Source organism: Nocardioides seonyuensis (genome assembly GCF_004683965.1).
Lineage (GTDB): Bacteria > Actinomycetota > Actinomycetes > Propionibacteriales > Nocardioidaceae > Nocardioides > Nocardioides seonyuensis.
Genome location: NZ_CP038436.1, coordinates 2,376,216 through 2,401,126 on the forward strand (window position 1 = coordinate 2,376,216; position 24,911 = coordinate 2,401,126).

Genomic DNA, 24,911 nt, shown 5'->3' on the forward strand with positions numbered 1-24,911 from the left:
TCTTGTGATTGTTGGCCGGGATCGGGACTGATTCCGGCGGCGCCCGCGGCCCACCCCCGAGACTCACCAGGGCCGCGCGAGTCCCCCGCTCGCAGTCGGACGTCCGAAGCCTCGGTACGTCCCGCACGGGAGGGGTGTGCCGCCACCCGAGGCCCGGAGAGTACGACGTTCGGAGCATCGTGCGCTCTCGCACTGCACAGTTCTTCAAGTCCGCCCCCCAGACCCCTCTGCTGAAGTCCAAGGCCCTGATGACCGGCCTCGCCGCGGTCGTCGCGCTGGCCGTCGCCGGCACGACCGTGGGCTACGCCGCCATGAGCAAGACCGTCACGGTCACGCTCGACGGCGAGTCCCGCCAGGTGAGCGTCATGGGCTCGACGGTCGGCGACGTCCTCGCCGCCGAGGACGTCCACGTCACCGACAAGGACCTCGTCGCCCCCGCCCTGGACTCCTCGGTCGAGGACGGCAGCGCCATCACCGTCCAGTTCGGCCGCCCCCTCGAGCTCGAGGTCGACGGACGCACGCGCACCTACTGGGTCAACTCGACCGAGGTGGCCCAGGCCCTCGGCGAGATCGGCCGCCGCTTCTCCGGGGCCGACCTCTCGGTCAGCCGCAGCGCGTCGATCGGCCGCTCCGGGATGACACTGGCGGTCGTGACCCCCAAGGTGCTCAAGATCAAGGTCGGGGGGAAGGCGCCCAAGAAGCGCAAGGTCGCCGCGCTGACCGTGGCCGACGTCCTCGACTCGACCGGCGTCAAGGTGTCCGAGCACGACGTCGTACGCCCCTCGCTCGACACCGTCGTCCGTGACGGCGACAAGGTCGTCCTCACCGACGTGCGCGTCGCCGAGCGACGCGTGAAGGCCGAGCCCGTCGACCACCCCGTCGTCGAGCGCGAGGACCCCACGATGTTCGAGGGTGACGAGAAAGTCGTCCGGGCCGGCCGCGACGGCGTTCGCGACGTGACCTACCGGCTGCGCTACGTCAACGGCAGGCTCGTGGCCCGCAAGGTCGTCTCCGCCGACCTCGCCCGCAAGCCGGTCCCCGCCATCGTCAAGGTCGGCACCAAGGAGGAGCCCACCAGCAACTTCGCGGGCGGCAGCACCGTCTGGGACCGCCTCGCGCAGTGCGAGTCCGGTGGCAACTGGGCGATCAACACCGGCAACGGCTACTACGGCGGACTGCAGTTCAGCGCGTCCACGTGGGCCTCCGTCGGTGGCACCGGCCTGCCCCACCAGCACAGCCGCGAGGAGCAGATCAAGCGCGGCCAGATCCTCCAGTCGCGTGCGGGCTGGGGCCAGTGGCCGCACTGCTCGGCCCGGCTGGGGCTGCGCTGACTACGCTTCTCCCATGACCACACCCACGGCCGGCCCGAGGCTCCTCGGGCCGGCCGAGGTGCGTCAGCTCGCCGCCGAGCTCGACCTGCGCCCGACCAAGCAGCGGGGGCAGAACTTCGTCATCGACCCCAACACGGTGCGCCGCATCGTCCGGGAGTCCGGCATCACCGGTGACGACGTGGTCGTCGAGGTGGGGCCTGGCCTGGGGTCGCTGACCCTCGCGCTGCTCGAGGTCGCGGCCCGCGTGGTCGCCATCGAGGTCGACCCGCTGCTGGCGGCGCGCCTGCCGGCGACCATCGCGGCCCACGCCCCTGAGCAGGCCGACCGCTTCGAGGTGGTGCTGGCCGACGCGATGCGCATCGAGGAGGTCCCGGGGCCGCCGCCCACGGCGCTGGTCGCCAACCTCCCCTACAACGTGTCGGTGCCGGTCCTGCTCCACCTGCTCGCGCTGCTGCCCTCCCTCGAGAGGGGGCTGGTGATGGTGCAGTCCGAGGTCGCCGACCGGCTCGCGGCGCCACCGGGCTCCAAGACCTACGGCGTCCCGAGCGCCAAGGCCGCCTGGTTCGCCGACGTCCGCCGCGCCGGCGCGATCGGCCGCAACATCTTCTGGCCGGCGCCCAACGTGGACTCCGGCCTCGTCGCGTGGACCCGCACCGACCCGCCGCAGACCACCGCCACGCGGCAGCAGGTCTTCGCCGTCGTCGACGCGGCCTTCGCGCAGCGGCGCAAGCAGGTCCGTGCGGCGCTGCGTGGGCTCGCCGGCTCCGCCGACGCGGCGACAGCAGCCCTGGAGCAGGCGGGGGTCGACCCCACGGCCCGTGGCGAGGTGCTGTCGATCCACGACTTCGCGCGCATCGCCGAGGGCCTGGCATGAGCGCCGGCCGGCCCACCACCGTCCGCGCCGCGGCCAAGGTCAACCTCCACCTCGGGGTCGGTGCCCCCCGTGAGGACGGCTTCCACCCCCTCGACACCGTCTACCAGGCCGTCTCGCTGTACGACGACGTGCTCGCGACCGCGGCCGAGGAGTCCTCCCTCGAGCTCCTGACCGCCGACCACGTCGACGGAGCCGGCGTACCACTCGGCGGCGACAACATCATCGACCGCGCGGCCGAGCTGCTCGGGGCCCACCACGGCCGCGAGCTGACGACGCGCATCCACCTCACGAAGTCCATCCCGGTCGCCGGGGGCATGGCCGGTGGCTCGGCCGACGCCGCGGCCGCGCTGGTCGCGCTCGACCGCGCCCACGACCTGCGCACGAGCGACCACGACCTGCTCGCGATCGCCGCGGAGCTCGGGTCCGACGTCCCCTTCGCCCTGATCGGGGGCACGGCCCAGGGCCTGGGCCGCGGTGAGCTCGTGACGCCGGTGGCCGACAACGGCGAGTGGTGGTGGGTGGTCGCCCCCAGCGACGGCGAGGGACTCTCCACCCCCGCGGTCTACCGGCGCTTCGACGAGCTGCGACCCGACGCGCCGGCGACCCCGGAGGATCCCACCGAGCTGCTCGACGCGCTGGCAACCGGCGAGCCGCTGCGTCTCGCGCGCTCCCTCCACAACGACCTGCAGGAGGCCGCCCTCGACCTGCGGCCCGAGCTGGGCGACCTCCTCGACCTCGGCGAGCGCGCGGGTGCGCTGCGCGGCATCGTCTCGGGGTCCGGTCCCACCTGCGTCTTCCTCTGCGAGTCGCGCGCCGGGGCGATGGCGACGGCCGAGGCACTGCGGGCCGAGCGCGACGTCGTACTCCTCGCCTGCGGCCCGGTCGCCGGGGCGCACGTGCTGCTCGACCAGGCGGGGGCCACGTGGCCAACCTGATCAACCTCGAGCGGGTCTCGAAGTCCTACGGCGTGCGGCCGCTGCTCGACGAGGTCTCGTTGGGCATCTCGGTCGGGGAGCGCGTCGGCATCGTCGGCCGCAACGGCGACGGCAAGACGACGCTGCTCGAGGTGATGACCGGCCTCGAGGAGCCCGACTCCGGTCGCGTCTCACGCACCCGCGGGATCGAGATCGGCTATCTCCACCAGGGCGACGAGCTCGACGACACCCACTCCGTGCGCGAGGCCGTGCTGGCCGGGCGCGCCGACCACGAGTGGGCGGCCGACCCGACCACGCGCCAGGTCGTCGAGGAGCTCCTTGCCGGGGTCGACCTCGACCGCGCCGTCATCGGCCTGTCCGGAGGGGAGCGCCGCCGGTGCGCGCTGGCCGCGCTGCTCCTCTCACCGCACGACCTGGTGATCCTCGACGAGCCCACCAACCACCTCGACGTCGAGGCGGTCGCCTGGCTGGCCGCCCACCTGGTGTCGCTGCCGAGCGCGCTGATCGTGGTCACCCACGACCGGTGGTTCCTCGACGAGGTGTGCCAGACGACGTGGGAGGTCCACGACGGGCAGGTCGACTCCTACGAGGGCGGCTACGCGGCGTTCGTGCTCGCCAAGGCAGAGCGGCAGCGCCAGGCCGCAGCCTCCGAGAGCCGCCGGCTCAACCTCGTCCGCAAGGAGCTGGCCTGGCTGCGGCGCGGACCCCCGGCCCGCACCTCCAAGCCCAAGTTCCGCATCGACGCCGCCAACGCCCTCATCGACGACGTGCCGCCGCCTCGTGACCGGCTCGAGCTCCAGCGGTTCGCCGCCCAGCGGCTCGGCAAGGACGTCATCGACGTCGAGGACGTCGACCTGTCCCGCGGCGAGCGCAAGCTGCTCGACCACGCCACGTGGCGCATCGGCCCCGGTGACCGGATCGGCATCGTCGGCGTCAACGGCGCCGGCAAGACCTCGCTGCTCTCGCTGCTCTCCGGCGAGCTCGCGCCCCAGCACGGCCGGGTGCGCATGGGTCGGACCGTTGCCCTCCAGCACCTCACGCAGGCGCTCGACGAGATCGACCCTGCCGGGCGCGTGCTCCCGACGGTGGAGTCGATCCGGCGGGTGACCAGGACGCTCGACGGCCAGGAGATCTCGGCGACCTCGATGCTCGAGCGCTTCGGCTTCACCGGCGACCGGCTCACCGCTCGTCTCGGCGACCTCTCCGGCGGCGAGCGGCGCCGCTTCCAGCTGCTGAAGCTGCTGCTCACCGAGCCCAACGTCCTGCTGCTCGACGAGCCCACCAACGACCTCGACATCGACACCCTCAACGTCCTCGAGGACTTCCTCGACGGCTGGCCAGGCACGCTGGTCGTCGTCTCCCACGACCGCTACTTCCTCGAGCGCGTCACCGACTCGGTGTGGGCCCTGCTCGGCGACGGCCAGGTGTCCATGCTGCCGCGCGGGGTGGACGAGTACCTCGAGCGGCGCGCCGCCCTGCTCGCCCGCGCCGAGGCGGCGCCAATCTCCGCCGAGGCGGCGCCAATCTCCGCCGAGGCGGCGTCAAAGTCCGCCGAGTCGGCGTCAAAGTCCGCCGAGTCGGCGCAAACCAAGGCACGGCCGGGCTCGTCGGAGGACCGGGCGGCCCGCAAGGTGCTGGCGCGGGTGGAGAAGCAGCTCGAGCGCATCGCCGCCCAGGAGGCCGAGCTGCACGCCCGCATGGAGGCCAACCTCACCGACTATGCACTGCTGGCCGACGTCGGCGCCCAGCTCAATGCGCTCGCCGAGGAGAAGGACGTCCTCGAGCTGGAGTGGCTCGAGGCGTCCGAGGTCGTCGAATGACCCTCAGCTGAAGGGCGCGAGCAAGCGCCGCAGCAGACCGGCGAGCCGGGTGCGGTCACGATCGGGCAGGTCGGCGAGCAGCTCGGCCTCCGCGGCCAGCAGCGCCTCGAACGCCCCGTCGACCGCGGCCTTTCCCTCGGTCGTGAGTCGCACGAGCACCCCGCGCCTGTCGTGGGGATCAGGCAGCCGCTCGACGAAGTCGCGGGCCGCCAGCCGGTCGACGCGGTTGGTCATGGTCCCGCTGGTCACCAGCGTCTCGCGCAGCAGGCGGCCGGGGGAGAGCTCGTAGGGCTCACCGGCTCGCCGCAGCGCCGCCAGCACGTCGAACTCCCACGACTCGATGGCGTGGGCGGTGAAGGCGTCGCGCCGGGCGAGGTCGAGGTGTCGCGACAACCGGCTGATCCGCGAGAACACCTCGACCGGGGCCAGGTCGAGGTCGCCGCGCTCGTGCGCCCAGGCATCGACGAGGTCGTCGACCTCGTCGCGTGCGGCGTCGTACTCGCTCATGCTGGCATGATGCCACACGGTCGAGAATCTTGACATCAAGACATTTATCTCCGATAGTCCGTATCAAACGGCTTCTGGATCTTCCGTCCCCACGAGCCGTTTGATACGGAGTATCGGAGGAGAGGGAGGAGTGGAGATGGCACACACGTGGGACCCCGACCGCTACCGGATGTACGACGACGAGCGCGGCCGCCCCTTCCTCGACCTGCTCGCGCGGGTCCGGGCCGAGACGCCCCGCACCGTCGTCGACCTGGGCTGCGGGCCCGGCAACCTGACGGCGCTGCTCAAGCAGCGCTGGCCGGACGCCGACGTGCGCGGCATCGACTCGAGCTCCGAGATGATCGAGGCGGCCGACGTCCCCGGTGTGGCGTTCGAGGTCGGCGACCTGCGTCGCTGGACGCCGGACGAGCCGGTCGACGTGCTGGTCTCCAACGCCACGCTCCAGTGGCTGCCCGACCACCTCGAGCTGTTGCCGCGCCTGCTCCGCCGGGTCGCGCCCGGAGGCTGGTTCGCGTTCCAGGTGCCTGGGAACTTCGGCGAGCCGAGCCACACCATTCGCACCGACCTCGCCGCGCGGGCGCCGTACGCCGCCCACACCAGCACCGTCGCGGTGCCCTCGAGCCGTGAGCCGGTCGACTACCTCCGCGCCCTGCAGGTGCTGGGCTGCGAGGCCGACGTGTGGGAGACGACCTACCTCCACGTCCTCACCGGCGACGACCCGGTCTTCACGTGGGTCTCGGGGACCGGCGCGGCGCCGACGCTCCAGGCACTGCCCGACGACCTGCGCGCGGACTTCGAGAAGGCCTTCCGGGAGCGCCTGGCCGAGGCCTACCCGGCAGACTCCGAGGGGCGTGTGATCCTGCCGTTCCGTCGGATCTTCGCGGTGGCGCGAAAGGAGCCCACGACATGAGGCTCCACCACGTCCAGGTCGCCTGCCCGCCGGGCGGCGAGGACCTGGCTCGCCGCTTCTACGTCGACGGGCTCGGCATGACCGAGGTCGAGAAGCCCGAGGACCTGCGCGCTCGTGGCGGCTGCTGGTTCCGGGCGTACGACGACGCGGGCGCCGTCACCGCCGAGGTCCACGTCGGCGTGGAGGAGCCGTTCACCCCCGCCCGCAAGGCTCACCCGGCGCTCCTCGTCGACGACCTCGCCAGCCTCGCCGCACGTCTGGAGGCCGCCGGTGTCGAGGTCGACTGGTCGCAACGGACGACCTTCGCGTCGTACGAGCGGTTCCACTGCTTCGACGCCCACGGCAACCGTCTCGAGGTCCTCGCGCCCGCCTGAGTGGTGACCCAGCAGACCCCCTGCGGGGGACCTTCGACCCTGTCGAATAGATGCCCCGGGGGTATACCTGGGGGCATGAACGAGCAACAACCCCGCCTCCTCGTCCTCGGTGCCGGAACGGCCGGCACCATGGTTGCCAACCACGTGCGTCGCAGGCTTCCCCACTGGCAGGTCACCGTGGTCGCGCCCACCGACGTCCACGACTACCAGCCCGGCTACCTCTTCATCCCCTTCGGGATGAACAGCCCCGAGCAGATCCGCAGGAGCGCCGCCGCGCAGCTCCACGACGGCGTCACCGTGGTCACCGGCGAGGTCGACCTCGTCGACGCCGACGGCCAGGCCGTCCAGCTCGTCGACGGCACGAGGCTGGACTACGACCGCCTCGTCATCGCCACCGGTACCACGCCCCGTCCCGACCAGACCCCGGGCATGGAAGGGCCGCACTGGCACCGCGAGGTCGGCGAGTTCTACACCCGCGAGGGTGCGATCGCGCTGCGCGACCAGCTGGCGACCTTCGAGGGTGGCCGTCTGGTGATGCACACCTGCGAGCTGCCCATCAAGTGCCCGGTCGCGCCGCTGGAGTTCACCTTCCTGGCCGACGACTGGCTGCGCCAGCACGGGCTGCGCGACCGCACCGAGCTCGTCTTCGTCACCCCCCTCGACGGCGCGTTCACCAAGCCGGTCGCCGCGCGCGAGCTCGGCCACGCGCTCGAGGAGCGCGGCATCGTCGTCGAGACCGACTTCATGGTCGAGTCCGTCGATGGCGAGCGTCGCGTGCTGACGTCGTACGACGAGCGCGAGGTGCCGTTCGACCTCCTGGTGACGGTGCCGGTCAACATGGGGGCCGACTTCGTCGGACGGTCAGGCCTGGGCGACGAGCTCAACTACGTCACTGTCGACAAGCACACCCTGCAGTTCGCGCCCCGTCCCGGAGCCGCTCCGCACCCGGAGATCTTCGCCGTCGGCGACGCCGCCAACCTGCCCACCTCCAAGGCAGGCTCGGTCGCCCACTTCTCGGTGGAGGTGCTCGTGGGCAACCTGGTCGACCTCGACCGCGGCCGCCCGATGTCGCACTCCTTCGACGGCCACGCCAACTGCTTCGTGGAGTCCGGCCACGGCAAGGCCCTGCTGCTCGACTTCAACTACGAGACCGAGCCGCTGACCGGCACCTTCCCCCTCGCGGGCGTCGGGCCGCTGCAGCTGCTCAAGGAGAGCCGGCTCAACCACCTCTCCAAGCTCGCCTTCCGCCACGTCTACTGGAACGCGCTCCTGCCCGGGCGGCCCCTGGGACTGCCGAGCGCGATGTCCATGGCCGGCAAGCACCCCGAATGACCTCACACCAGTTCGACCGAGAAAGGCACGCCATGCCCACCACCACCATCAACGGCCAACAGGTCGAGGTCAACGACGAGGGCTTCCTCGTCGACCCCTCGGTCTGGAACGAGGAGCTCGGGGCCGAGCTGGCCCGGCTCATCGGCATCACCATGACCGACGCCCACTGGGCGCCGATCCGCTTCCTGCGCGAGGACTACGCGGTGATGGGGGAGACCCCCACGCTGCGTCGCGTGCAGACCCAGACCGCCATCCCCGTCAGGGACCTGTTCGGGCTCTTCCCGGGCAAGCCGGCCAAGAAGATGGCCTACGTCGCCGGCCTGCCCAAGCCGAAGGGATGTGTGTGATGGCCGAGACCGAGACCGCGTTCGTGCCGGCGTTCGACGAGCCGTCCAGCGCCGGGCGCAAGCTCGCGATCATCTGCTCCAAGGGCAACCTCGACATGGCCTACCCCGGCCTGATCCTGGCCAACGCCGCTCTCGGCGAAGGGGTGGAGACGCACCTCTTCTTCACCTTCTGGGGCTTCGACATGATCAACAAGAAGACGATGGGCGACCTGAAGTTCAGCTACCTCGGCAACACCGCGATGCACCCTCCGGGCATGTTCGGCGTCGCGATGCCCCAGGGCATGGCCGGGATGCCGGGCGTCACCGCGCTGACCACCAAGATGATGAAGAAGCAGATCGCCGACCTCGACGTCCCGGAGGTGCCGGAGTTCCTCGAGCTCATCGAGGCCTCGGGTGGCCACCTGTGGGCGTGCCGGATGAGCGCGGACATGATGAAGCTCCACGAGGAGGACCTCTACGACGGCGTCGAGGGGATCATCTCCGCGGCCGACTTCATCGAGCTCACGGAGGGAGCGCAGCTGCTGTTCATCTGAGCACGCCCTGAACGGCCAGAACCCCTGATCTCGTCCGTGGTGTCCTCAGATGTCCTGGCCCGCAGGACTCGGGTGATATCCGGGGACCTTCACGCCTAGCGCCCCATGCATCGGGTGCAAGGCGGGAGACCCGGGTGCACAACAGGTTACTGACGAGTAATATGGCTCCATGCCTGACGTCCTCCAGCTCTGGAAGAAGCTCACTCCGCTGCCCCAGGGCGAGCGCCTCTTCTCGATCGCCTTCAGCCAGATCGCGCCCTACTTCTCGACCGTCTCGCCTCGCTTCACCGTGCTCGAGCCCAACCACGTCGAGCTGGTGATCAAGAAGCGCCGCAAGGTGCACAACCACATCAAGACCGTGCACGTCATCGCCATCTGCAACGGCCTCGAGGCTGCGATGGGCGCGCTGGCCGAGGCGAGCGTGCCCGCCGACAAGCGCTGGATCCCCAAGGGCATGGACGTGACCTACCCGGCCAAGGCCGACACCGACATCACCTGCATCGCGGAGACCGACCCCGAGCAGTGGACCTCCGAGGACCCCGACGTCCCGGTGCGCGTGCGCGGGGTGCGCGAAGACGGCACCGTCGTCGTCGAGGGCGTGATCAGGCTCTGGGTGACCCCGAAGAGCCCGAAGACCAGGCGCTGACCTCGCCGGCGCTGGTCACCGCGTCGGCTGCGTCGAGCCTTGGTCTTGCTCGCCGACCATCGAGACGCTGAGCATCTTCTTCTCGCCCACGAAGCGCTTCTGCACCCACGTCGCCAGCCACGTCAGCAGCAGGTTGACGGCGATGTAGAGAGAGGCGACCACGATCACGGTCTGGAACTGGTTGCCGAACTCGCCGTAGATGGACTTGCCGATGCGCGTCAGCCCAGGGGCGAGGATCGCGTAGCCGAGGCTGGTGTCCTTGAGGGCGACGACCATCTGGCTGATGATCGCGGGCAGCATGATCTTGACGGCCTGCGGCAGCAGGACGGTGACCATCACCTGGCTCTTGCGCATGCCGATCGCGTAGGCGGCCTCGGCCTGTCCCTTGGGTACGGCATTGATGCCGGCGCGGAACACCTCGGCGAGCACCGAGCCGTTGTAGAGCAGGAGGCCGAGCACGAGCGACCAGAAGGAGCCGATCCCGTCGCCGGTGCCGTAGGTGAAGAAGATGAAGATGATCAGCAGCAGGAGCGGCACTGCGCGGAAGAACTCGACGACGGCCCAGGACGGCCAGCGCAGCCAGGCATGCTCGGAGAGCTTGCCGATGCCGAAGACCAGGCCGAACACCACGGCGCCGAGGATCGCGAAGACGGCCGCCTGGACGGTCTGCCACAGGCCGTCGACCAGGAGCACGCGGATGTAGTCAGGGGTGAGGAACGGCTCCCACTTGTCGTAGACCAGCTCGCCCTCGTCGTTCATCCGCTTGACCACGAGCAGGATGGCGAGCACCAGCACCACCCACGCGGCAACGCTGTAGATCCGGTGCCGGGCGATGGTGCGGGGTCCGGGTGCGTCGAAGAGGACGTTGCCGCTGCTCATCGGGCCACCTGCCAGCGCCGCTCGAGGCGGCTGGCCCCGAAGGACATCAGCTCGACGATGATGACGTAGCCGAGGGCGAAGGTGAGGAAGATCAGCGGTCGGTCGTCGGCGTTGTTGTTGGTGAAGTAGCGCATGCGGCCGGTGGCCTCCATCAGGCCGAACACCGCGGCGATCGAGGTGTTCTTGGTCATGGCGATGAGCGTGCTCACCAACGGAGGCACGATCGCGCGGAACGACTGGGGAAGGATGATCTGGCTCATCACCTGGGTGAAGGTCAACCCGATCGCGCGCGCTGCCTCGGCCTGGCCGAGGGCGACGGAGTTGACGCCGGAGCGGACGTTCTCGCAGACGAAGGCCGAGGTGTAGATGGTCATCGTGATGACGCCCTTCAGCAGGAAGGGCGTCTCGATGAACCAGCCGAGCGTGGGCGCGGCGATGAAGACGAAGATGAAGATGACCAGCAGTGGGGTGTTGCGCACGACCGAGACGTAGATCGAGGCGAACTGGCGCAGCACGGAGATGGGACCGACCCGCAGTGCGCCGAGGAGCGTGCCGAGGAAGAGCGAGGCCAGGCCGGAGAGGACGGTCAGCTGGATGGTCAGCCAGAACGCCTTGAGGACCAGGTCGAAGTTGTTGATCACGTCGTCCACGCAGTCACCTCCTGCGGAGCTCGGGGAATGGTCAGGGTGGTGGGTGGTGCCGGCCTGCAGCGGGCCGGCACCACCCGGGTCACCGGTGCGTCACGCAGCCGGGCACTCGTCCATCTCCGGCGGCTCGGGCGTGTCGACACCCGAAGCTCCCAGGGTCGCCTCGAACGCGTCCTCCCAGTCGCCGTCGTCCTGTGCCTCGGTGATCGTGTCGACGATCCACTGGCACATCTCGGGCTTGTCCTGGCTGTAGCCCACGCCGTAGCGCTCCTCGGAGAAGGGCTCCACGACGACCTTGAGGTCGTCGGGGTGCTCGGCGGCGTAGCCGAGCAGGATCGCGCCGTCGGTGGTCATCGCGTCGACGGTGCCGTTGAGGACCTGGTCGACACACTCGGAGTAGGTGTCAAAGCCACGCGGCTTGGCGCCCTCGGCCTCGATGTTCTCGAGCGACGTCGAGCCCGTCACCGAGCAGACCTCGGTGCCGGCGACGTCCTCGAGGCTCTCGATGTCGCTGTCGGACTTCACCAGCAGCTGCTGACCGGTCACGTAGTAGGGGCCGGCCTGGCCCACGACCTCGCGGCGCTCGTCGGTGATCGAGTAGGACGCGATCACCAGGTCGACCTCACCGGACTGGAGGAAGGGCTCGCGGTTGTCGGAGATCGTCTCCTTCCAGGTGATGTCCTCGGGCGCGATGCCGAGGTCGGCCGCCAGGATCTTGCCGATCTCGGGGTCGAACCCGACCGGCATGTCGTCGGTGGCGCCCTTGAAGCCGATGCCGGGCTGGTCGTACTTCACGCCGATGGTGATCTCGCCGGACTCGGCGAACTCCTTCATCGCGGTGCCGTCCTCGAACTCGTCGGCGGCGTTCTCGGCGACGTCGACGTCGACACCTTCGGCGCCTTCGTCACCGGCGTCACCGCACGCTGCCAGCGACAGCGCCAGCCCTGCGGTGGCGATGAGCGCCTTGGTCCTGGTGAATCTCATCTGGTTCTCCTTCTCTCCCGGCCAGAAGGCCTTCGTGGTTGATGGGGATGCTCAGTGCTTGAGGATCTTGCCGAGGAAGTCCTTGGCGCGGTCGGAGGAGGGGTTGGTGAAGAACTCCTCGGGGGTGTTCTCCTCGACGATGGCGCCGTCGGCCATGAAGACGACGCGGTCGGCGGCGGTGCGGGCGAAGCCCATCTCGTGGGTCACCACGATCATGGTCATGCCCTGCTGGGCCAGGTCGACCATGACGTCGAGGACCTCCTTGATCATCTCGGGGTCCAGCGCCGAGGTGGGCTCGTCGAAGAGCATCACCTTGGGCTCCATCGCGAGCGCCCGCGCGATGGCGACGCGCTGCTGCTGGCCGCCGGAGAGCTGGGCGGGGTACTTGTCGGCCTGGTGAGCCACGCCCACCCGCTCGAGCAGCTCGCGGGCCTTGGCCTCGGCCTCGGACTTCTTCATCCCGCGGACCTTGATCGGGCCGAGCGTGACGTTCTCGAGGATCGTCTTGTGGGCGAAGAGGTTGAAGCTCTGGAAGACCATGCCCACCTCGGCACGCAGTGCCGCGAGCGTCTTGCCCTCCTGGGGGAGCTCCTTGCCGTCGAGGCTGATGAGCCCCGAGTCGATCGTCTCGAGGCGGTTGATCGTGCGGCACAGGGTCGACTTGCCCGACCCCGACGGCCCGATCACCACGACGACCTCGCCGCGCTTGACGGTGAGGTCGATGTCCTTGAGGGCGTGCAGGTCACCGAAGTGCTTCTGGACGTCCTTGAGCACCACGAGCGGCTCGCCGCGGCCACCCTCGGACAGGACGCCGTCGGACGTGTCCCCAGTCACAGTCATGTCGGCAACCTATCGGGCTCAGGCGACTGCGGCCATGAAGGGCTCCATCACGATGAGGTCACGGTGGGTCCTGCCGACGTATCCTTGCCCGGTCATGAGCACCACCACCGAACACGCCAACGCCCTTGGTCTCGAGACAGGGCTTAGTCCTTCCTCGACCATCGGGGAGCCCCGCACCTACCAGGTCCGCACCTACGGGTGCCAGATGAACGTCCACGACTCCGAGCGGCTCTCCGGCCTGCTGGAGGACGCGGGGTACGTCGCGTTCGACAAGGCGGGGGCTGGCGCCGACGCGCAGGCCGACGTCGTCGTCTTCAACACCTGCGCGGTGCGCGAGAACGCCGACAACAAGCTCTACGGCAACCTCAGCCACCTCGCCCCGGTCAAGGCCGCCAACCCCGACCTGCAGATCGCGGTCGGCGGGTGCATGGCGCAGAAGGACCGCGACACCATCCTCGAGCGGGCTCCCTACGTCGACGTCGTCTTCGGCACCCACAACATCGGCTCGCTGCCCGCTCTGCTCGACCGCGCCCGCTCCCAGGCCGAGGCGCAGGTCGAGATCCTCGAGTCGCTCTCGGTCTTCCCCTCGACGCTGCCGACCAAGCGCGAGTCGGCGTACGCCGCGTGGGTCTCCATCTCCGTCGGCTGCAACAACACCTGCACGTTCTGCATCGTCCCGGCGTTGCGCGGCAAGGAGAAGGACCGCCGACCCGGCGAGATCCTCGCCGAGATCGAGGCGCTCGTCGCCGACGGCGTCACCGAGATCACCCTCCTGGGCCAGAACGTCAACGCCTACGGCGTGGAGTTCGGCGACCGCCAGGCCTTCTCCAGGCTGCTGCGCGCGTGCGGCTCGATCGAGGGGCTCGAGCGGGTGCGGTTCACCTCGCCCCACCCGGCCGAGTTCACCGACGACGTCATCGAGGCGATGGCCGAGACCCCCAACGTCATGCCGTCGCTGCACATGCCGCTGCAGTCGGGCTCCGACCGCATCCTGCGCGAGATGCGCCGGTCCTACCGCCAGTCCAAGTACCTCGGGATCATCGAGCGTGTCCGCGCGGCCATCCCCGACGCGGCGATCACCACCGACATCATCGTCGGCTTCCCCGGCGAGACCGAGGAGGACTTCCGGGCCACCCTCGACGTGGTGCGGGCGGCGCGCTTCTCGGCCGCCTTCACCTTCCAGTACTCCAAGCGCCCCGGCACCCCCGCCGCCGTCCTCGACGACCAGGTCCCGCCCGACGTCGTGAAGGACCGCTACCAGCGTCTCGTCGCCCTCGTCGACGAGGTCGCCTGGGAGGAGAACAAGGCGCTCGTCGGTCGCACCCTCGAGCTGATGGTCGCCGAGGGCGAGGGCCGCAAGGACGCCGCGACCCGCCGGCTCTCCGGCCGGGCGCCCGACAACCGGCTCGTTCACTTCTCCGTCGAGGGGCTGGCAGAGGCCGACCTGCCGCGCCCGGGCGACATGGTGTCGGTGCAGGTCACCTACGCCGCGCCGCACCACCTGGTCGCCGACAAGCGGGTGCTCGGCGTCCGCCGCACCCGCGCCGGCGACGCCTGGGAGCGTCGTACGACGACCCCGGTCGCGACCGGCGTCGGTCTCGGCATGCCGTCGGTCGGCGTGCCGGCCCCGCTGTCGCCGGCGCCCGCCTGCGGCTGATCATCGTGGAATCCCGAGGTCACCAGATGACCTCGGAGCTCCACGATCGTCTTGTCCACAGGTCCCGACGCTGGCATCGCGGTGACCGCTCGTCTCCGCCATGGTGGTGCGGGATGGAACGACTCCGGCCGACGCTGGCCCAACAGCATGGAGTCGTCTCGCGCGCCCAGGCACTGGCGCTGGGGCTGGAAGCCCACGACGTGCGACGCCTGGTGCGGCGCCGCGAGCTCACCCCGCTCTTCGCCGGGGTCTACCTCGACCACACGGGTGTTGCCACGTGGCTCCAGCGAGCCTGGGGAGCCGTGCTCTTCTGCGGTCCGCGTGCCCGTGCCTCGGGTGATGAACTGCTCGGAGCAGCCCTCGGCGGCGCCTCCGCGATGCGGGCCGCTGACGGGCCGGGCCGGGGCCGCGACTCTGGCTCGATCCACGTCGTCGTCCCGCGGGAACGCCGGGTGACCCCACCCGCGGGCGTCGAGGTGGTGCGCACCTTCGGCCTCGCTGATCGTGTCCAGTGGAACCTCGGACCGCCCCGTCTCCGCTACGACGACGCGGCGCTCGACGCCGCCTTGTCGGCACGCGACGACTTCGCGGCCATCGGCACCGTCGCTCGCGCGGTGCAGAGCCGGCACACGACGGCGCTGCGGATGAAGGAGCTGCTGGACCAGCGAGCACGCGCGCCTCGACGAGACTTCTTGAGCTCCGTGCTCGAGGACGTGGGTCTGGGCACCTGCTCAGTCCTCGAGCACGGCTACCTCCACCTGATCGAGCGCCCTCATGGCCTACCAGCCGGGCAGCGGCAGCACAGGGTCGAGACGGAGAGCGGTGTCGTCTACCGAGATGTGGCCTACGGGATGCGGCTCGTGGAGCTGGACGGTCGGCTCTGGCACGACACGGCCGAGCAGCGGGACAAGGACTTCGAGCGGGACCTGGACGCAGCGGTCGAGGGGCGCGGGACAGTCCGGCTCACCTACGGGCAGGTCTTCGACCGGCCGTGCTCCACCGCGGCGAAGATCGCGCGGCTCCTGGAGAGTGCGGGGTGGCCCGCAGGGCACGCGTGCGGACCTGGGTGTGCGCTCGCCGGGACCGATTGAGGGAACATCGTGGAATCCCGAGGCCAGCCGGTGACCTCGAAGTTCCACGATCGCTAGGCAGGCGGTTCGACCGAGCCGTCCTCGGCCTCCTGGCCCGCCTCGGGAGAGCGCTCTGTGCCGGCCTCCTGGTCGTCTGCCTCGCCCTCGGGAGCCTGCTTCTTGTCCTCGTCGGGGGCTGCGACCTGGGGAGGGAGCGCGTCGTCGACCGCCGGGTTGTCGTCGGGGTCGAGGTCGCGGCCCAGCACCTCGTCGTCGGGCAGGTCAGGGATGGCGTCGACGCCGCCGGGGTGGAGCTCGGGCTCGGTGGTGAAGGGCTCGGGCATGGGTTCGAGCTTGTCGTTCATGGTGCGCCTCCTGTGTCCGTCTCCGGGGTGGGTACCCCCGCGAACCCGAACGACACGTAGCGCTCGCCGCTCCCGAGCAGGCTCAGCGCGTGGGCCTCGTGGGGGACCATCGGCTCGGGCAGTGCGTCGAGCCTGCACCAGCGGATCTCGGCGCACTTCTCCGGCTCGGCGACGGCCGGCTCGCCGTCCCACGAGCGCGCGGTGAAGAAGAAGTCGACCCGCTCGTCGATCGGCGCCCCTCCCGCGGTGCGCTGCATGGTGAGCTCGAACTCGAGGTCGACGTGGGTGAGGCCGAGCTCCTCGAGCGCCTCCCGCCGGGCGGCGTCGAACGCGGTCTCCCCGCGCTCGACGTGGCCGGCCGCGGCGGCGGCCCAGTGACCGGGCATGTAGGGCACCGGGCCGCGCTGCTGGAGCAGCACCTCGGGACCGTCGGCCCCCTCGCGCAGCAGGTAGACGTAGGAGGCGGGGACGACCACGAAGGACTCAGTCACCCGGCCAACCTAGGGCCGGGGAGGCGCCTCCCCGGTGGCCGGGTTGGTGGGGTCGTGAGGCGGCCCGGGCTGCGCCGGGTCCGTCATCGGGTCGGTCATCGGCTCGGTCGGGGGCGGGCCACCGGGGCTGGGGGTTCCCGGCCGGGGCGGCGGCTCCGGCGGCGCCGTGGTGTCGGTCGCTCCCAAAAAGGCATCGTGCTCGAGGAGACTCATGTGTTCCTCCGATCCTGGGTGCCGCCCCGAGCGGACGGCCTCGTCCTTGGGACACTACCCAGCATGTCCGACACCAGACCTCCGACGACGATCGCCGTCGTCGGGGCCACCGCCTCGGGCAAGACCGGGCTCAGCCTCGACCTCGCCGAGCGCCTGGACGGCGAGGTCGTCAACACAGACGCGATGCAGCTCTACCGGGGCATGGACATCGGCACCGCCAAGCTCCCTCCCCGGGAGCGCCGCGGCATCCCGCACCACCTGCTCGACGTCCTCGACGTGACCGAGGCGGCCTCGGTCGCGCAGTTCCAGGGCTGGGCGCGCGAGGCGATCACGGACATCCGGGGCCGCGGTCGCACGCCGGTGCTCGTCGGCGGCTCGGCCCTCTACACCCGCGCGGTGCTCGACCGGTTCGAGTTCCCCGGCACCGACGACTCGCTGCGCCGCGAGCTGGAGGTCGAGCTCGAGCGCGTCGGTCCGTCCGCGCTGCACGACCGGCTGCGCGGCGTCGACCCGGCAGCCGCCGAGCAGATCCAGCGTGACAACGGCCGACGTGTCGTACGCGCCCTCGAGGTCATCGCCCTCACCGGGCGGCCCTTCAGCGCCAGCCTGCCGAAGCTCGAGTACGCCGACCCGCGCACCGTCCAGGTCGGGCTCGACATCGACCGACCCACCCTCGACGAGCGGATCTCGCGCAGGGTGGACGCGATGTTCGAGGCAGGTCTGGTCGACGAGGTCGAGCGGCTCCTGGCCGCCGGCCTGGAGGAGGGCCGCACCGCCGTCCGGGCGATCGGCTACCGCGAGGTGGTCGGCTTCCTGCGCGGCGACCGCTCGCTCGCGGAGGCGGTCGACCAGACGAAGGCCGCCACCCGGCGGTTCGCCCGTCGCCAGGACTCGTGGTTCCGCAAGGACCCGCGCGTGACGTGGTTGTCGTACGACGACCCGGGCCTGGTGGAGAAGGCCCTCGCGGTTGTCAGTGGTCGGTGACATCGTCGGGCCATGGCGACCATCTACTACTCCGGCTGCACCCTCGACGGCTTCATCGCGACACCCGACCACTCCCTCGACTGGCTGCTGAGCCGCGACATCGACATGGACGGGCCGATGGCCTATCCCGGGTTCCGCCAACAGGTCGGCGCCTGCGTCATGGGCGCGACGACGTGGCAGTGGATCCTCGACCACGACGAGGAGCCGTGGGGCGAGCTGCCGACGTGGGTGCTGACCCACCGGGACTTCCCCGAGGCACCCGCCAGCGTGCGGTTCGCACAGGCCGACGACGAGGCGGCGCTGCGGGCCGTGCACGACGAGATGGCCCAGGCGGCCGACGGCAAGGACCTGTGGGTCGTCGGGGGAGGGGAGCTCGTGGGCCGCTTCCACGACGCAGGCCTCCTCGACGAGGTGTGGCTGCAGCTCGCACCGGTGACCATCGGTGCGGGCGCGCCGGTGCTCCCACGGCACGTCGAGCTGCGGCTCGAGGACGTCGCCCGCAACCGTGACTTCCTGTGCGGTCGCTGGAGCGTCGTGCGCTGAGGGGCTGGACAGAAGAGCCGACCGGGCGCAGGGTGAGGGGACCCACTTCTCGGAGGTCCCAGATGCACATGCGCCCATCCCTGACGGCTGCCGCGACGTCGGCAGGCGTCCTCGCCGCCCTTCTCGTCGCCGCGCCCACAGCCACGTCGAGCAACGGGCCCGAGGCCCGGCCGACGGTCAAGGACCCCACGGCCGTCGGCAGGAAGGGCGCGGTCTCCACCGTCGACCCGGAGGCCAGCGCGGCCGCCATCAAGGTGCTCAGGCGCGGCGGCAACGCCGTCGACGCGGCCGTCGCCGCGGCGGCGACCCTGGGTGTCACCGAGCCGTTCAGCGCAGGCATCGGCGGGGGTGGCTACTTCGTCCACTACGACGCCAGGTCGGGCAAGGTGCGCACGATCGACGGTCGCGAGACCGCGCCGCGCAAGATGCCCAACGACGCGTTCATCGACCCGGCGACCGGCAAGCCCTACAACTTCACCCCCGAGCTGGTCACCAGCGGCGTCAGTGTCGGGGTTCCCGGCACCCTCGCCACCTGGGAGCGCGCGCTCGACAAGTGGGGGACGCTCTCCCTCGCCGAGGCGCTCAAGCCCGCGACCAAGGTCGCGAAGCGCGGGTTCGTCGTCGACGAGACCTTCCGCCAGCAGACCCTCGACAACGAGGAGCGCTTCCGCGCCTACCGCGCGTCCAAGAAGCTGTTCCTCCCCGGCGGTGACGCGCCGAAGGTCGGCTCGATCTTCCGCAACCGCGAGCTCGCTGCGACGTACGACGCCATCGCCGACCTGGGCACCAGGGCGTTCTACCGCGGCCCGCTGGCTCGCCTGATGTCCGACATCGTCCGCGACCCGCGCACCACCAGGAACACCGACCTGCCGGTCCCGCCGGGCTACCTCACGCCGCGCGACCTGCGCGACTACGCGGTCCGGGTCCAGCGCGCCACGAAGTCCGACTACCGCGGCCACGAGGTCTACGGCATGGCGCCGTCGTCCTCGGGCGGCACCACGGTGGGCGAGGCACTCAACATCCTCGAGCGCTACGACCTCTCGGCGATGACGGTCGACCAGGCGCTGCACCACTACCTCGAGGCGAGCGCGCTCGCGTTCGCCGACCGCGGCAAGTACCTCGGCGACCGCGCCTTCGTCGACGTCCCGGTCCGCGCACTGCTCGACGACAGGTTCGCCGCTGAGCGGGCCTGCTCGCTCAACCCGACGAAGGCGGCCACCAAGCCGGTCGCGGCGGGCGATGCGTCGTCGTACGACGGCGTGTGCGGCCCTGCTGCTGGCGGCGGTGAGGTCGACGAGGACACCGAGAACATCTCGACCACCAACCTCACGGTCGCCGACCGGTGGGGCAACGTCGTGGAGTACACCCTCACGATCGAGCAGACCGGCGGGTCGGGGATGGTCGTGCCCGGGCACGGGTTCCTGCTCAACAACGAGCTGACCGACTTCTCGACGGTCTACGACCCGGCCGACCCCAACCGGATCCAGCCCGGCAAGAGGCCGCGCAGCTCGATGTCGCCGACGATCGTGCTCAAGGACGGCAAGCCCTTCGTCGCGCTCGGCTCGCCGGGCGGGTCGACGATCATCACCACGGTCCTGCAGATGCTGGTCAACCGGATCGACCTCGGCATGACCATCCAGGAGGCCATCGCGGCACCGCGGGCGACCCAGCGCAACAGCGTCAACGTCACCGCGGAGCCGGAGTTCATCGCCGCCCACGGAGCTGCGTTGACGGCGCTGGGCCACACCCTCGTGCCTGCCGGCGACGCCTTCACCAGCGCTGCCGAGATCGGCGCCGCGACGGCGATCGAGCTCGGCCCGGGCAAGCGGCTGACCGCGGTCGCCGAGCCGTCGCGGCGCGGCGGGGGCTCGGCCAAGGTCGTCAAGCGGTAGCGGCCGCGCTGGTCTCGAGGCTCGCTGCGCTCCCACCACGACCGACGAAGGGTTGATGGGACACTGGGGGAGTGAGCTACCGCTTCCTCAAGGGCCACGGCACCGAGAACGACTTCGTCGTGCTCCCCGACGCCGACGGCATGGTCCACGGCGACCTGTCGGCCGAGCGGGTGCGCGCACTGTGCGACCGGCGTGCGGGCATCGGCGGCGACGGCGTGCTCCGGGCGGTGCGGCAGGACGACGGCTGGTTCATGGACTACCGCAACGCCGACGGCTCGGTCAGCGAGATGTGCGGCAACGGCGTCCGGGTCTTCGCCCGCTACCTCCACGAGCACGAGGGCGAGCCGTTCCCGATCGTGGTGCAGACTCGCGGCGGCACCAAGGTCGTGACACCCGCCGACTCGGGCTACACCGTCGACATGGGCAGCCCTGCGGTGCTCGGTGAGACCGAGGTGGGTGTCGACGGCCGCTCCTGGCCGGCCCGGCACGTGTCGATGGGCAACCCCCACGCGGTCGCGTTCGTCGACGACCTGGCCGACGCCGGCTCGCTCCTGGCGGCCCCCGACCACGACCCGGCCGTCTACCCCGAGGGCGTCAACGTCGAGTTCGTCGTACGACGGGGCGAGCGGCACGTCGCCATGCGGGTCCACGAGCGCGGGTCCGGCGAGACGCGCTCCTGCGGCACCGGGGCGTGTGCGGTGATGGTCGCGACGGCGCTGGCCGACGGGGCGCCGCGCGGGACGTCGTACGTCGTGGACGTGCCGGGCGGCTCGCTCGAGATCACCTGGACCCACGACGACCGCGTCCTGATGACCGGGCCCGCCGAGCTGGTCGCCGAGGGCGAGACCGACCTCTGAAGATGGTCCTCGGATTGTTCATTCACGTGAATGAACAGTGGTGGCCCACCTGTGTCGTGCCCGTCGGACCCGCCCTAGGATCGCGGCCATGGACATCACCGGATCCTCAGCCATCGTCACCGGCGGAGCGAGCGGCATCGGGGCCGCCGTCGCGCGCGCCCTCGCCGCCAAGGGCGCGACCGTCGTCATCGCCGACCTGAACGCCGAGAAGGGCGAGGCTCTGGCGGCCGAGATCAACGGCGTCTTCGCCAAGGTCGACGTGACCGACACCGAGCAGATCACGGCCGCGGTCGAGGCCGCTGCCGAGATCGCGCCGCTGCGTGCGTGCGTCAACTCCGCCGGCATCGGGTGGGCCCAGCGCACCATCGGCCGCGACGGCCAGGTGGCCTCGGCCCACGACCTCGACGCGTTCCGCAAGGTCGTCGAGATCAACCTGATCGGCACCTTCGACATGACGCGCCAGGCCGCGACGGTGATGTCGCGCAACGAGCCCGACGCCGACGGCCAGCGCGGCGCCATCGTCAACCTCGCCTCGGTCGCGGCCTTCGACGGCCAGATCGGCCAGGCGTCCTACTCCGCATCCAAGGGCGGCGTCGTCGGCATGACCCTGCCGGTCGCACGCGACCTCGCGGCCTCCGGGATCCGCGTCAACACCGTCGCGCCGGGCCTCATCGACACGCCCATCTACGACGCCTTCCCCGATCCGGAGCAGTTCAAGGCCAACCTCGGCCAGAACGTGCTGTTCCCCAAGCGGCTCGGCCACTCCGAGGAGCTCGCGAGCATGGTCGTGGAGTGCGTCACCAACTCCTACATGAACGGCGAGACCATCCGGGTCGACGGCGGCATCCGGATGCCACCCAAGTGAGTCACGTTCCACCACAGGGTTTCGTCTCGCACGCACAGGGGTAGGCAGCAGGTCATGCGGATGACACGGGGGATAACAGGCGGTCTCACGACCGCCCTGGTGATGTTGGTCGGGATGCTCGGGGCCGTGGTGCTCCCGGCCGCGCCCGCCCAGGCCTTCGGCGAGTGGCCGGAGCAGTGCGTGATGAGCTTCCACACCAGTGCTCAGCCCCTCCATCGCTACGACTCCTACGTCCGGGTCGAGGACGTCAACGTCACGGTCGGCGGTGTGCGCTGGGGCGAGGTCGGTGTCTTCCTGGGCCAGGAGGGGGTCTACTCCGGCAGGAAGATCCAGCTGAGCGACCCCTACCGCATGTCTGACTACCGCTTCGAGTACGACTACGTGTCGATCACCTTCGACGACCAGGCGTCCTTGTGGCACGGCGACCTCCCCCCGCGGAATCCCGGCAGTCCGCCGCCGTCGTCGGTGGTGATGCAGCCCGCCGAGGGGATCGGCAACCTCCCCGCCGACGGTCGCTGGGTGGTCACCGAGCAGAACACCCCCACCGGGTTCGGGCAGGAGATCGGCGCCACCCTGCACGTCACCTACTCCGACTGCGACACCGACCGCGACAACGTCCCGGACAAGCAGATCGACAACTGCGACAGCGTCGCCAACCCCGACCAGCGCGACCACGACCGCGACGGCGCCGGCGACGCCTGCGACGGAGACGACGACGGCGACGGGGTCGCCGACACCGGTGACAACTGCCCGCTCGTGAGCAACGGCGGCCAGGCCAACTTCGACGGCGACGGCAGCGGTGACGCCTGTGACGGCGACGACGACAACGACGGCTACCCCGACACCGGGGACGCCTGTCCCCTGGGTTACGGCAACCCCTGCCCGCCCCCGCCGCCCGCTCCTCAGCCGGCTCCCACCAACCCGACCACGTCGCCGACTCCGGGCGGCACTCCGGGCGGGACCACTGGCGGGACCGGCACGACCACGCCGCCCACGAGCGCTCCTCCGCCCGTACGCCGCTCGGTCGTCGTCGAGGTCAAGCGACGCCGTGTCCTCGAGGGGACGGTCTCGTCGGCGGCGAGCGCCTGCACCTCGAGGGCGCACGTCCGGATCCTGCGCAAGAAGAAGGGTCGCGACCGCGTCGTGGTGAAGACCCGTGCGGGACTGCGCGGCGACTTCAAGGTCAAGCTGGGCAAGCCGTTGCGTCCGGGTCGCTACTACGCCCGACTGCGTCCTGATGTGCTGCCGGGGCCGATCGCGTGCAGCTCCGACCGCTCCGACGTCGTGCGCGTACGACGCCGCTGAGCCCCGCCGTACTCCCCTCCGGATCCGCCGCGGCGGCAATGCGGTCGCGATCGGCGCGGCGCCGACCTACCCTTGAGGGCATATGACGAACGCACCTGACCCCGCCGGCCCCGACTTCAGCCTGCGCGACGCACTCGCTGCCACGCGCTCGTGGGACGACGCGGGCACCATCGAGCTCCGCGACGACGACCTCGACCTCGAGCCTGACGACGACCTCGACGACTTCGACGACCTCGACGGTGACTTCGAGTCCGGCTACGACGACGAGACCGATCCCGAGGAGCTCTCCACCGGGGCCCAGGACCTCGCCGAGCGCCACGCGCTGCGCAGGGTCGCGGGCCTGCGCACCGAGCTCGAGGACATCACCGAGGTCGAGTACCGCCAGCTCCGGCTGGAGAAGGTCGTGCTGGTCGGCGTGTGGACCGAGGGCACTGCTCAGGACGCCGAGAACTCCATGGCCGAGCTCGCGTTGCTCGCCGAGACGGCCGGCTCCGAGGTGCTCGAGGCGGTCTTCCAGCGCCGCCACCGGCCCGACCCGGCGACCTACATCGGGCGCGGCAAGGTCGACGCGATCCGCGAGATCGTGCAGGCCACCGGCGCCGACACCGTGATCTGCGACGGCGAGCTCGCGCCCAGCCAGCTGCGCAACCTCGAGGACCGCATCAAGGTCAAGGTGGTCGACCGCACCGCCCTGATCCTCGACATCTTCGCCCAGCACGCGAAGTCCAAGGAGGGCCAGGCGCAGGTCGAGCTCGCGCAGCTGCAGTACATGAAGCAGCGCCTGCGCGGCTGGGGCGGCCAGCTCTCCCGCCAGGCCGGTGGTCGTGCCGCCGGCGGCGAGGGCATCGGTGGTCGCGGTCCCGGTGAGACCAAGATCGAGACCGACCGGCGTCGCATCAACACCAAGATCGCCAAGCTGCGCCGCGAGCTCAAGGAGATGAAGGGCACCCGCGACACCAAGCGCCAGTCGCGCCGCTCCAACCGCATCCCCAGCGTCGCGATCGCCGGCTACACCAACGCCGGCAAGTCCTCCCTGCTCAACCGCCTCACCGACGCCGGGGTCCTGGTCGAGGACGCGCTCTTCGCCACGCTCGACCCGACCACCCGCCGCACCACCACCGCCGACGGCCGCATCTACACGATGTCCGACACCGTCGGGTTCGTCCGGCACCTGCCCCACCAGCTGGTCGAGGCGTTCCGGTCGACGCTGGAGGAGGTCGCCGACGCCGACCTGCTGCTCCACGTGGTCGACGGCTCACACGCCGACCCCGAGGGGCAGATCGCCGCGGTGCGGGAGGTCCTCGCCGAGATCGACGCCGCCAAGGTGCCCGAGATCATCGTCATCAACAAGGCCGATGCGGCGGACCCGCTGGTCATCGATCGGCTGCGCCGCCGCGAGCCGCACAGCGTGGTCGTGAGTGCGAGGACGGGGCAGGGGATCGAGGAGGCGCTGCGCCTGGTCGAGTCCGAGCTGCCCCGCCCGCAGGTCGAGTTCGACGTGCTGCTGCCGTATGACCGCGGCGACCTGGTCAACCGCATCCACCAGCAGGCCGAGATCGCGACGATGGAGCACACCGGGGAGGGCACCCACGTGATCGGGCGGGCTCACGCCGACCTCGCCAACGAGCTGGCGTCGTACTCCACCTGAGCCGGCCTCCCGGGCGACGGCGGAACCTTCGCCACCGTCCACCCGTTGGGTCATCCGTGCCC

Annotated in this window: 26 protein-coding genes; 19 read left to right on the forward strand and 7 right to left on the reverse strand. The window is 70.7% G+C overall.

From position 1 onward, the window contains the following. Positions 1-179 precede the first annotated feature (179 nt). Genes EXE58_RS20330 through EXE58_RS11575 form a run of 4 tightly spaced genes read left to right on the forward strand, consistent with a single transcriptional unit; the run spans position 180 to position 4,960 of the window. Positions 180-1,331: a resuscitation-promoting factor gene (locus tag EXE58_RS20330; protein WP_135268024.1), complete on the forward strand. Its 1,152-nt coding sequence runs from the start codon at positions 180-182 to the stop codon at positions 1,329-1,331. 13 nt (positions 1,332-1,344) lie between these two features. Then, a complete protein-coding gene (gene rsmA / locus EXE58_RS11565; protein WP_135268025.1) occupies positions 1,345-2,205 on the forward strand; it encodes a 16S rRNA (adenine(1518)-N(6)/adenine(1519)-N(6))-dimethyltransferase RsmA in 861 nt (286 codons plus the stop codon). Next, a complete protein-coding gene (locus EXE58_RS11570; RefSeq protein WP_135268026.1) occupies positions 2,202-3,140 on the forward strand; it encodes a 4-(cytidine 5'-diphospho)-2-C-methyl-D-erythritol kinase in 939 nt (312 codons plus the stop codon). The genes rsmA and EXE58_RS11570 overlap by 4 nt, the downstream gene beginning before the upstream one ends. Continuing rightward, on the forward strand, positions 3,128-4,960 hold the full coding sequence (locus tag EXE58_RS11575; RefSeq protein WP_135268027.1) for an ABC-F family ATP-binding cassette domain-containing protein: 1,833 nt from the start codon (positions 3,128-3,130) through the stop codon (positions 4,958-4,960). Before EXE58_RS11570 ends, EXE58_RS11575 begins: the two co-directional genes overlap by 13 nt. Positions 4,961-4,963: 3 nt before the next feature. On the opposite strand, the gene EXE58_RS11580 is transcribed toward EXE58_RS11575, so the two are convergent. Further along, on the reverse strand, positions 4,964-5,467 hold the full coding sequence (locus tag EXE58_RS11580) for a MarR family winged helix-turn-helix transcriptional regulator (RefSeq protein ID WP_135268028.1): 504 nt from the start codon (positions 5,465-5,467) through the stop codon (positions 4,964-4,966). 136 nt (positions 5,468-5,603) lie between these two features. Between EXE58_RS11580 and EXE58_RS11585 the strand changes: the two genes are divergently transcribed. The 6 genes from EXE58_RS11585 (at position 5,604) to EXE58_RS11610 (ending at position 9,609) form a co-directional block, all read left to right on the forward strand. After that, complete coding sequence (locus EXE58_RS11585) at positions 5,604-6,377, forward strand: trans-aconitate 2-methyltransferase (RefSeq protein WP_135268029.1); 774 nt, start codon at positions 5,604-5,606, stop codon at positions 6,375-6,377. Then, a complete protein-coding gene (locus tag EXE58_RS11590) occupies positions 6,374-6,751 on the forward strand; it encodes a VOC family protein (protein ID WP_135268030.1) in 378 nt (125 codons plus the stop codon). Before EXE58_RS11585 ends, EXE58_RS11590 begins: the two co-directional genes overlap by 4 nt. 75 nt (positions 6,752-6,826) lie before the next feature. Continuing rightward, positions 6,827-8,083, forward strand: coding sequence for a type III sulfide quinone reductase, selenoprotein subtype (gene sqr, locus EXE58_RS11595; protein WP_135268031.1), 1,257 nt, complete (start codon positions 6,827-6,829; stop codon positions 8,081-8,083). A gap of 32 nt (positions 8,084-8,115) precedes the next feature. Beyond that, the gene (locus EXE58_RS11600; RefSeq protein WP_135268032.1) at positions 8,116-8,430 is read left to right on the forward strand and encodes a TusE/DsrC/DsvC family sulfur relay protein; all 315 of its coding nucleotides are present in this window, start codon (positions 8,116-8,118) and stop codon (positions 8,428-8,430) included. Further along, positions 8,430-8,963: a DsrE/DsrF/DrsH-like family protein gene (locus tag EXE58_RS11605; RefSeq protein WP_135268033.1), complete on the forward strand. Its 534-nt coding sequence runs from the start codon at positions 8,430-8,432 to the stop codon at positions 8,961-8,963. Before EXE58_RS11600 ends, EXE58_RS11605 begins: the two co-directional genes overlap by 1 nt. A 169-nt stretch (positions 8,964-9,132) precedes the next feature. Next, positions 9,133-9,609, forward strand: coding sequence for a hotdog fold domain-containing protein (locus EXE58_RS11610; RefSeq protein WP_135268034.1), 477 nt, complete (start codon positions 9,133-9,135; stop codon positions 9,607-9,609). Between the two features lie 15 nt (positions 9,610-9,624). Here EXE58_RS11610 and EXE58_RS11615 read toward each other — a convergent pair whose 3' ends face one another. From EXE58_RS11615 to EXE58_RS11630, 4 genes are all read right to left on the reverse strand, one after another. After that, positions 9,625-10,488, reverse strand: a complete 864-nt coding sequence (locus EXE58_RS11615; protein ID WP_135268035.1) for an amino acid ABC transporter permease — start codon at positions 10,486-10,488, stop codon at positions 9,625-9,627. Beyond that, a complete protein-coding gene (locus tag EXE58_RS11620) occupies positions 10,485-11,138 on the reverse strand; it encodes an amino acid ABC transporter permease (protein WP_167288836.1) in 654 nt (217 codons plus the stop codon). The genes EXE58_RS11615 and EXE58_RS11620 overlap by 4 nt, the downstream gene beginning before the upstream one ends. Before the next feature lie 90 nt (positions 11,139-11,228). Further along, a complete protein-coding gene (locus EXE58_RS11625) occupies positions 11,229-12,119 on the reverse strand; it encodes a glutamate ABC transporter substrate-binding protein (RefSeq protein ID WP_135268037.1) in 891 nt (296 codons plus the stop codon). Positions 12,120-12,170: 51 nt separating this feature from the next. Next, positions 12,171-12,959: an amino acid ABC transporter ATP-binding protein gene (locus tag EXE58_RS11630; protein ID WP_135268038.1), complete on the reverse strand. Its 789-nt coding sequence runs from the start codon at positions 12,957-12,959 to the stop codon at positions 12,171-12,173. Between the two features lie 94 nt (positions 12,960-13,053). Here EXE58_RS11630 and miaB point away from each other — a divergent pair, with 94 nt between their 5' ends. Both miaB and EXE58_RS11640 read left to right on the forward strand, forming a co-directional pair. Beyond that, the gene (gene miaB, locus EXE58_RS11635) at positions 13,054-14,616 is read left to right on the forward strand and encodes a tRNA (N6-isopentenyl adenosine(37)-C2)-methylthiotransferase MiaB (protein WP_135268039.1); all 1,563 of its coding nucleotides are present in this window, start codon (positions 13,054-13,056) and stop codon (positions 14,614-14,616) included. A gap of 113 nt (positions 14,617-14,729) precedes the next feature. Beyond that, a complete protein-coding gene (locus tag EXE58_RS11640) occupies positions 14,730-15,707 on the forward strand; it encodes a type IV toxin-antitoxin system AbiEi family antitoxin domain-containing protein (RefSeq protein WP_135268040.1) in 978 nt (325 codons plus the stop codon). 53 nt (positions 15,708-15,760) lie between these two features. On the opposite strand, the gene EXE58_RS11645 is transcribed toward EXE58_RS11640, so the two are convergent. Together EXE58_RS11645 and EXE58_RS11650 are read right to left on the reverse strand one after the other, a co-directional pair. Continuing rightward, on the reverse strand, positions 15,761-16,051 hold the full coding sequence (locus EXE58_RS11645; protein WP_135268041.1) for a hypothetical protein: 291 nt from the start codon (positions 16,049-16,051) through the stop codon (positions 15,761-15,763). Continuing rightward, positions 16,048-16,542, reverse strand: a complete 495-nt coding sequence (locus EXE58_RS11650) for an NUDIX domain-containing protein (RefSeq protein ID WP_135268042.1) — start codon at positions 16,540-16,542, stop codon at positions 16,048-16,050. The genes EXE58_RS11645 and EXE58_RS11650 overlap by 4 nt, the downstream gene beginning before the upstream one ends. Before the next feature lie 276 nt (positions 16,543-16,818). Here EXE58_RS11650 and miaA point away from each other — a divergent pair, with 276 nt between their 5' ends. The 7 genes from miaA (at position 16,819) to hflX (ending at position 24,849) form a co-directional block, all read left to right on the forward strand. Beyond that, on the forward strand, positions 16,819-17,739 hold the full coding sequence (miaA, locus tag EXE58_RS11655; RefSeq protein WP_135268043.1) for a tRNA (adenosine(37)-N6)-dimethylallyltransferase MiaA: 921 nt from the start codon (positions 16,819-16,821) through the stop codon (positions 17,737-17,739). Positions 17,740-17,751: 12 nt separating this feature from the next. Beyond that, on the forward strand, positions 17,752-18,282 hold the full coding sequence (locus EXE58_RS11660) for a dihydrofolate reductase family protein (protein WP_135268044.1): 531 nt from the start codon (positions 17,752-17,754) through the stop codon (positions 18,280-18,282). Positions 18,283-18,350: 68 nt separating this feature from the next. After that, positions 18,351-20,174, forward strand: a complete 1,824-nt coding sequence (gene ggt, locus EXE58_RS11665; RefSeq protein WP_135268045.1) for a gamma-glutamyltransferase — start codon at positions 18,351-18,353, stop codon at positions 20,172-20,174. Positions 20,175-20,245: 71 nt separating this feature from the next. Beyond that, positions 20,246-21,031: a diaminopimelate epimerase gene (dapF, locus tag EXE58_RS11670; RefSeq protein ID WP_135268046.1), complete on the forward strand. Its 786-nt coding sequence runs from the start codon at positions 20,246-20,248 to the stop codon at positions 21,029-21,031. Between the two features lie 88 nt (positions 21,032-21,119). Beyond that, positions 21,120-21,896 carry an SDR family NAD(P)-dependent oxidoreductase gene (locus EXE58_RS11675; protein ID WP_135268047.1) on the forward strand — a complete coding sequence of 259 codons (777 nt, stop codon included), beginning with the start codon at positions 21,120-21,122 and terminating at the stop codon, positions 21,894-21,896. A gap of 54 nt (positions 21,897-21,950) precedes the next feature. After that, a complete protein-coding gene (locus EXE58_RS20495) occupies positions 21,951-23,201 on the forward strand; it encodes a thrombospondin type 3 repeat-containing protein (protein WP_135268048.1) in 1,251 nt (416 codons plus the stop codon). An 82-nt stretch (positions 23,202-23,283) separates the two neighbouring features. Continuing rightward, on the forward strand, positions 23,284-24,849 hold the full coding sequence (gene hflX / locus EXE58_RS11685) for a GTPase HflX (protein WP_135268049.1): 1,566 nt from the start codon (positions 23,284-23,286) through the stop codon (positions 24,847-24,849). Positions 24,850-24,911: the final 62 nt, after the last annotated feature.

Coding starts and splice junctions, on each gene's coding strand:
- rsmA (WP_135268025.1), top strand. CDS start 1,345: ATGACCACACCCACGGCCGGCCCGAGGCTCCTCGGGCCGGCCGAGGTG.
- EXE58_RS11570 (WP_135268026.1), top strand. CDS start 2,202: ATGAGCGCCGGCCGGCCCACCACCGTCCGCGCCGCGGCCAAGGTCAAC.
- EXE58_RS11580 (WP_135268028.1), bottom strand. CDS start 5,467: ATGAGCGAGTACGACGCCGCACGCGACGAGGTCGACGACCTCGTCGAT.
- EXE58_RS11585 (WP_135268029.1), top strand. CDS start 5,604: ATGGCACACACGTGGGACCCCGACCGCTACCGGATGTACGACGACGAG.
- EXE58_RS11590 (WP_135268030.1), top strand. CDS start 6,374: ATGAGGCTCCACCACGTCCAGGTCGCCTGCCCGCCGGGCGGCGAGGAC.
- sqr (WP_135268031.1), top strand. CDS start 6,827: ATGAACGAGCAACAACCCCGCCTCCTCGTCCTCGGTGCCGGAACGGCC.
- EXE58_RS11600 (WP_135268032.1), top strand. CDS start 8,116: ATGCCCACCACCACCATCAACGGCCAACAGGTCGAGGTCAACGACGAG.
- EXE58_RS11605 (WP_135268033.1), top strand. CDS start 8,430: ATGGCCGAGACCGAGACCGCGTTCGTGCCGGCGTTCGACGAGCCGTCC.
- EXE58_RS11610 (WP_135268034.1), top strand. CDS start 9,133: ATGCCTGACGTCCTCCAGCTCTGGAAGAAGCTCACTCCGCTGCCCCAG.
- EXE58_RS11615 (WP_135268035.1), bottom strand. CDS start 10,488: ATGAGCAGCGGCAACGTCCTCTTCGACGCACCCGGACCCCGCACCATC.
- EXE58_RS11625 (WP_135268037.1), bottom strand. CDS start 12,119: ATGAGATTCACCAGGACCAAGGCGCTCATCGCCACCGCAGGGCTGGCG.
- EXE58_RS11630 (WP_135268038.1), bottom strand. CDS start 12,959: ATGACTGTGACTGGGGACACGTCCGACGGCGTCCTGTCCGAGGGTGGC.
- miaB (WP_135268039.1), top strand. CDS start 13,054: ATGAGCACCACCACCGAACACGCCAACGCCCTTGGTCTCGAGACAGGG.
- EXE58_RS11640 (WP_135268040.1), top strand. CDS start 14,730: ATGGAACGACTCCGGCCGACGCTGGCCCAACAGCATGGAGTCGTCTCG.
- EXE58_RS11645 (WP_135268041.1), bottom strand. CDS start 16,051: ATGAACGACAAGCTCGAACCCATGCCCGAGCCCTTCACCACCGAGCCC.
- miaA (WP_135268043.1), top strand. CDS start 16,819: ATGTCCGACACCAGACCTCCGACGACGATCGCCGTCGTCGGGGCCACC.
- EXE58_RS11660 (WP_135268044.1), top strand. CDS start 17,752: ATGGCGACCATCTACTACTCCGGCTGCACCCTCGACGGCTTCATCGCG.
- ggt (WP_135268045.1), top strand. CDS start 18,351: ATGCGCCCATCCCTGACGGCTGCCGCGACGTCGGCAGGCGTCCTCGCC.
- EXE58_RS11675 (WP_135268047.1), top strand. CDS start 21,120: ATGGACATCACCGGATCCTCAGCCATCGTCACCGGCGGAGCGAGCGGC.
- EXE58_RS20495 (WP_135268048.1), top strand. CDS start 21,951: ATGCGGATGACACGGGGGATAACAGGCGGTCTCACGACCGCCCTGGTG.
- hflX (WP_135268049.1), top strand. CDS start 23,284: ATGACGAACGCACCTGACCCCGCCGGCCCCGACTTCAGCCTGCGCGAC.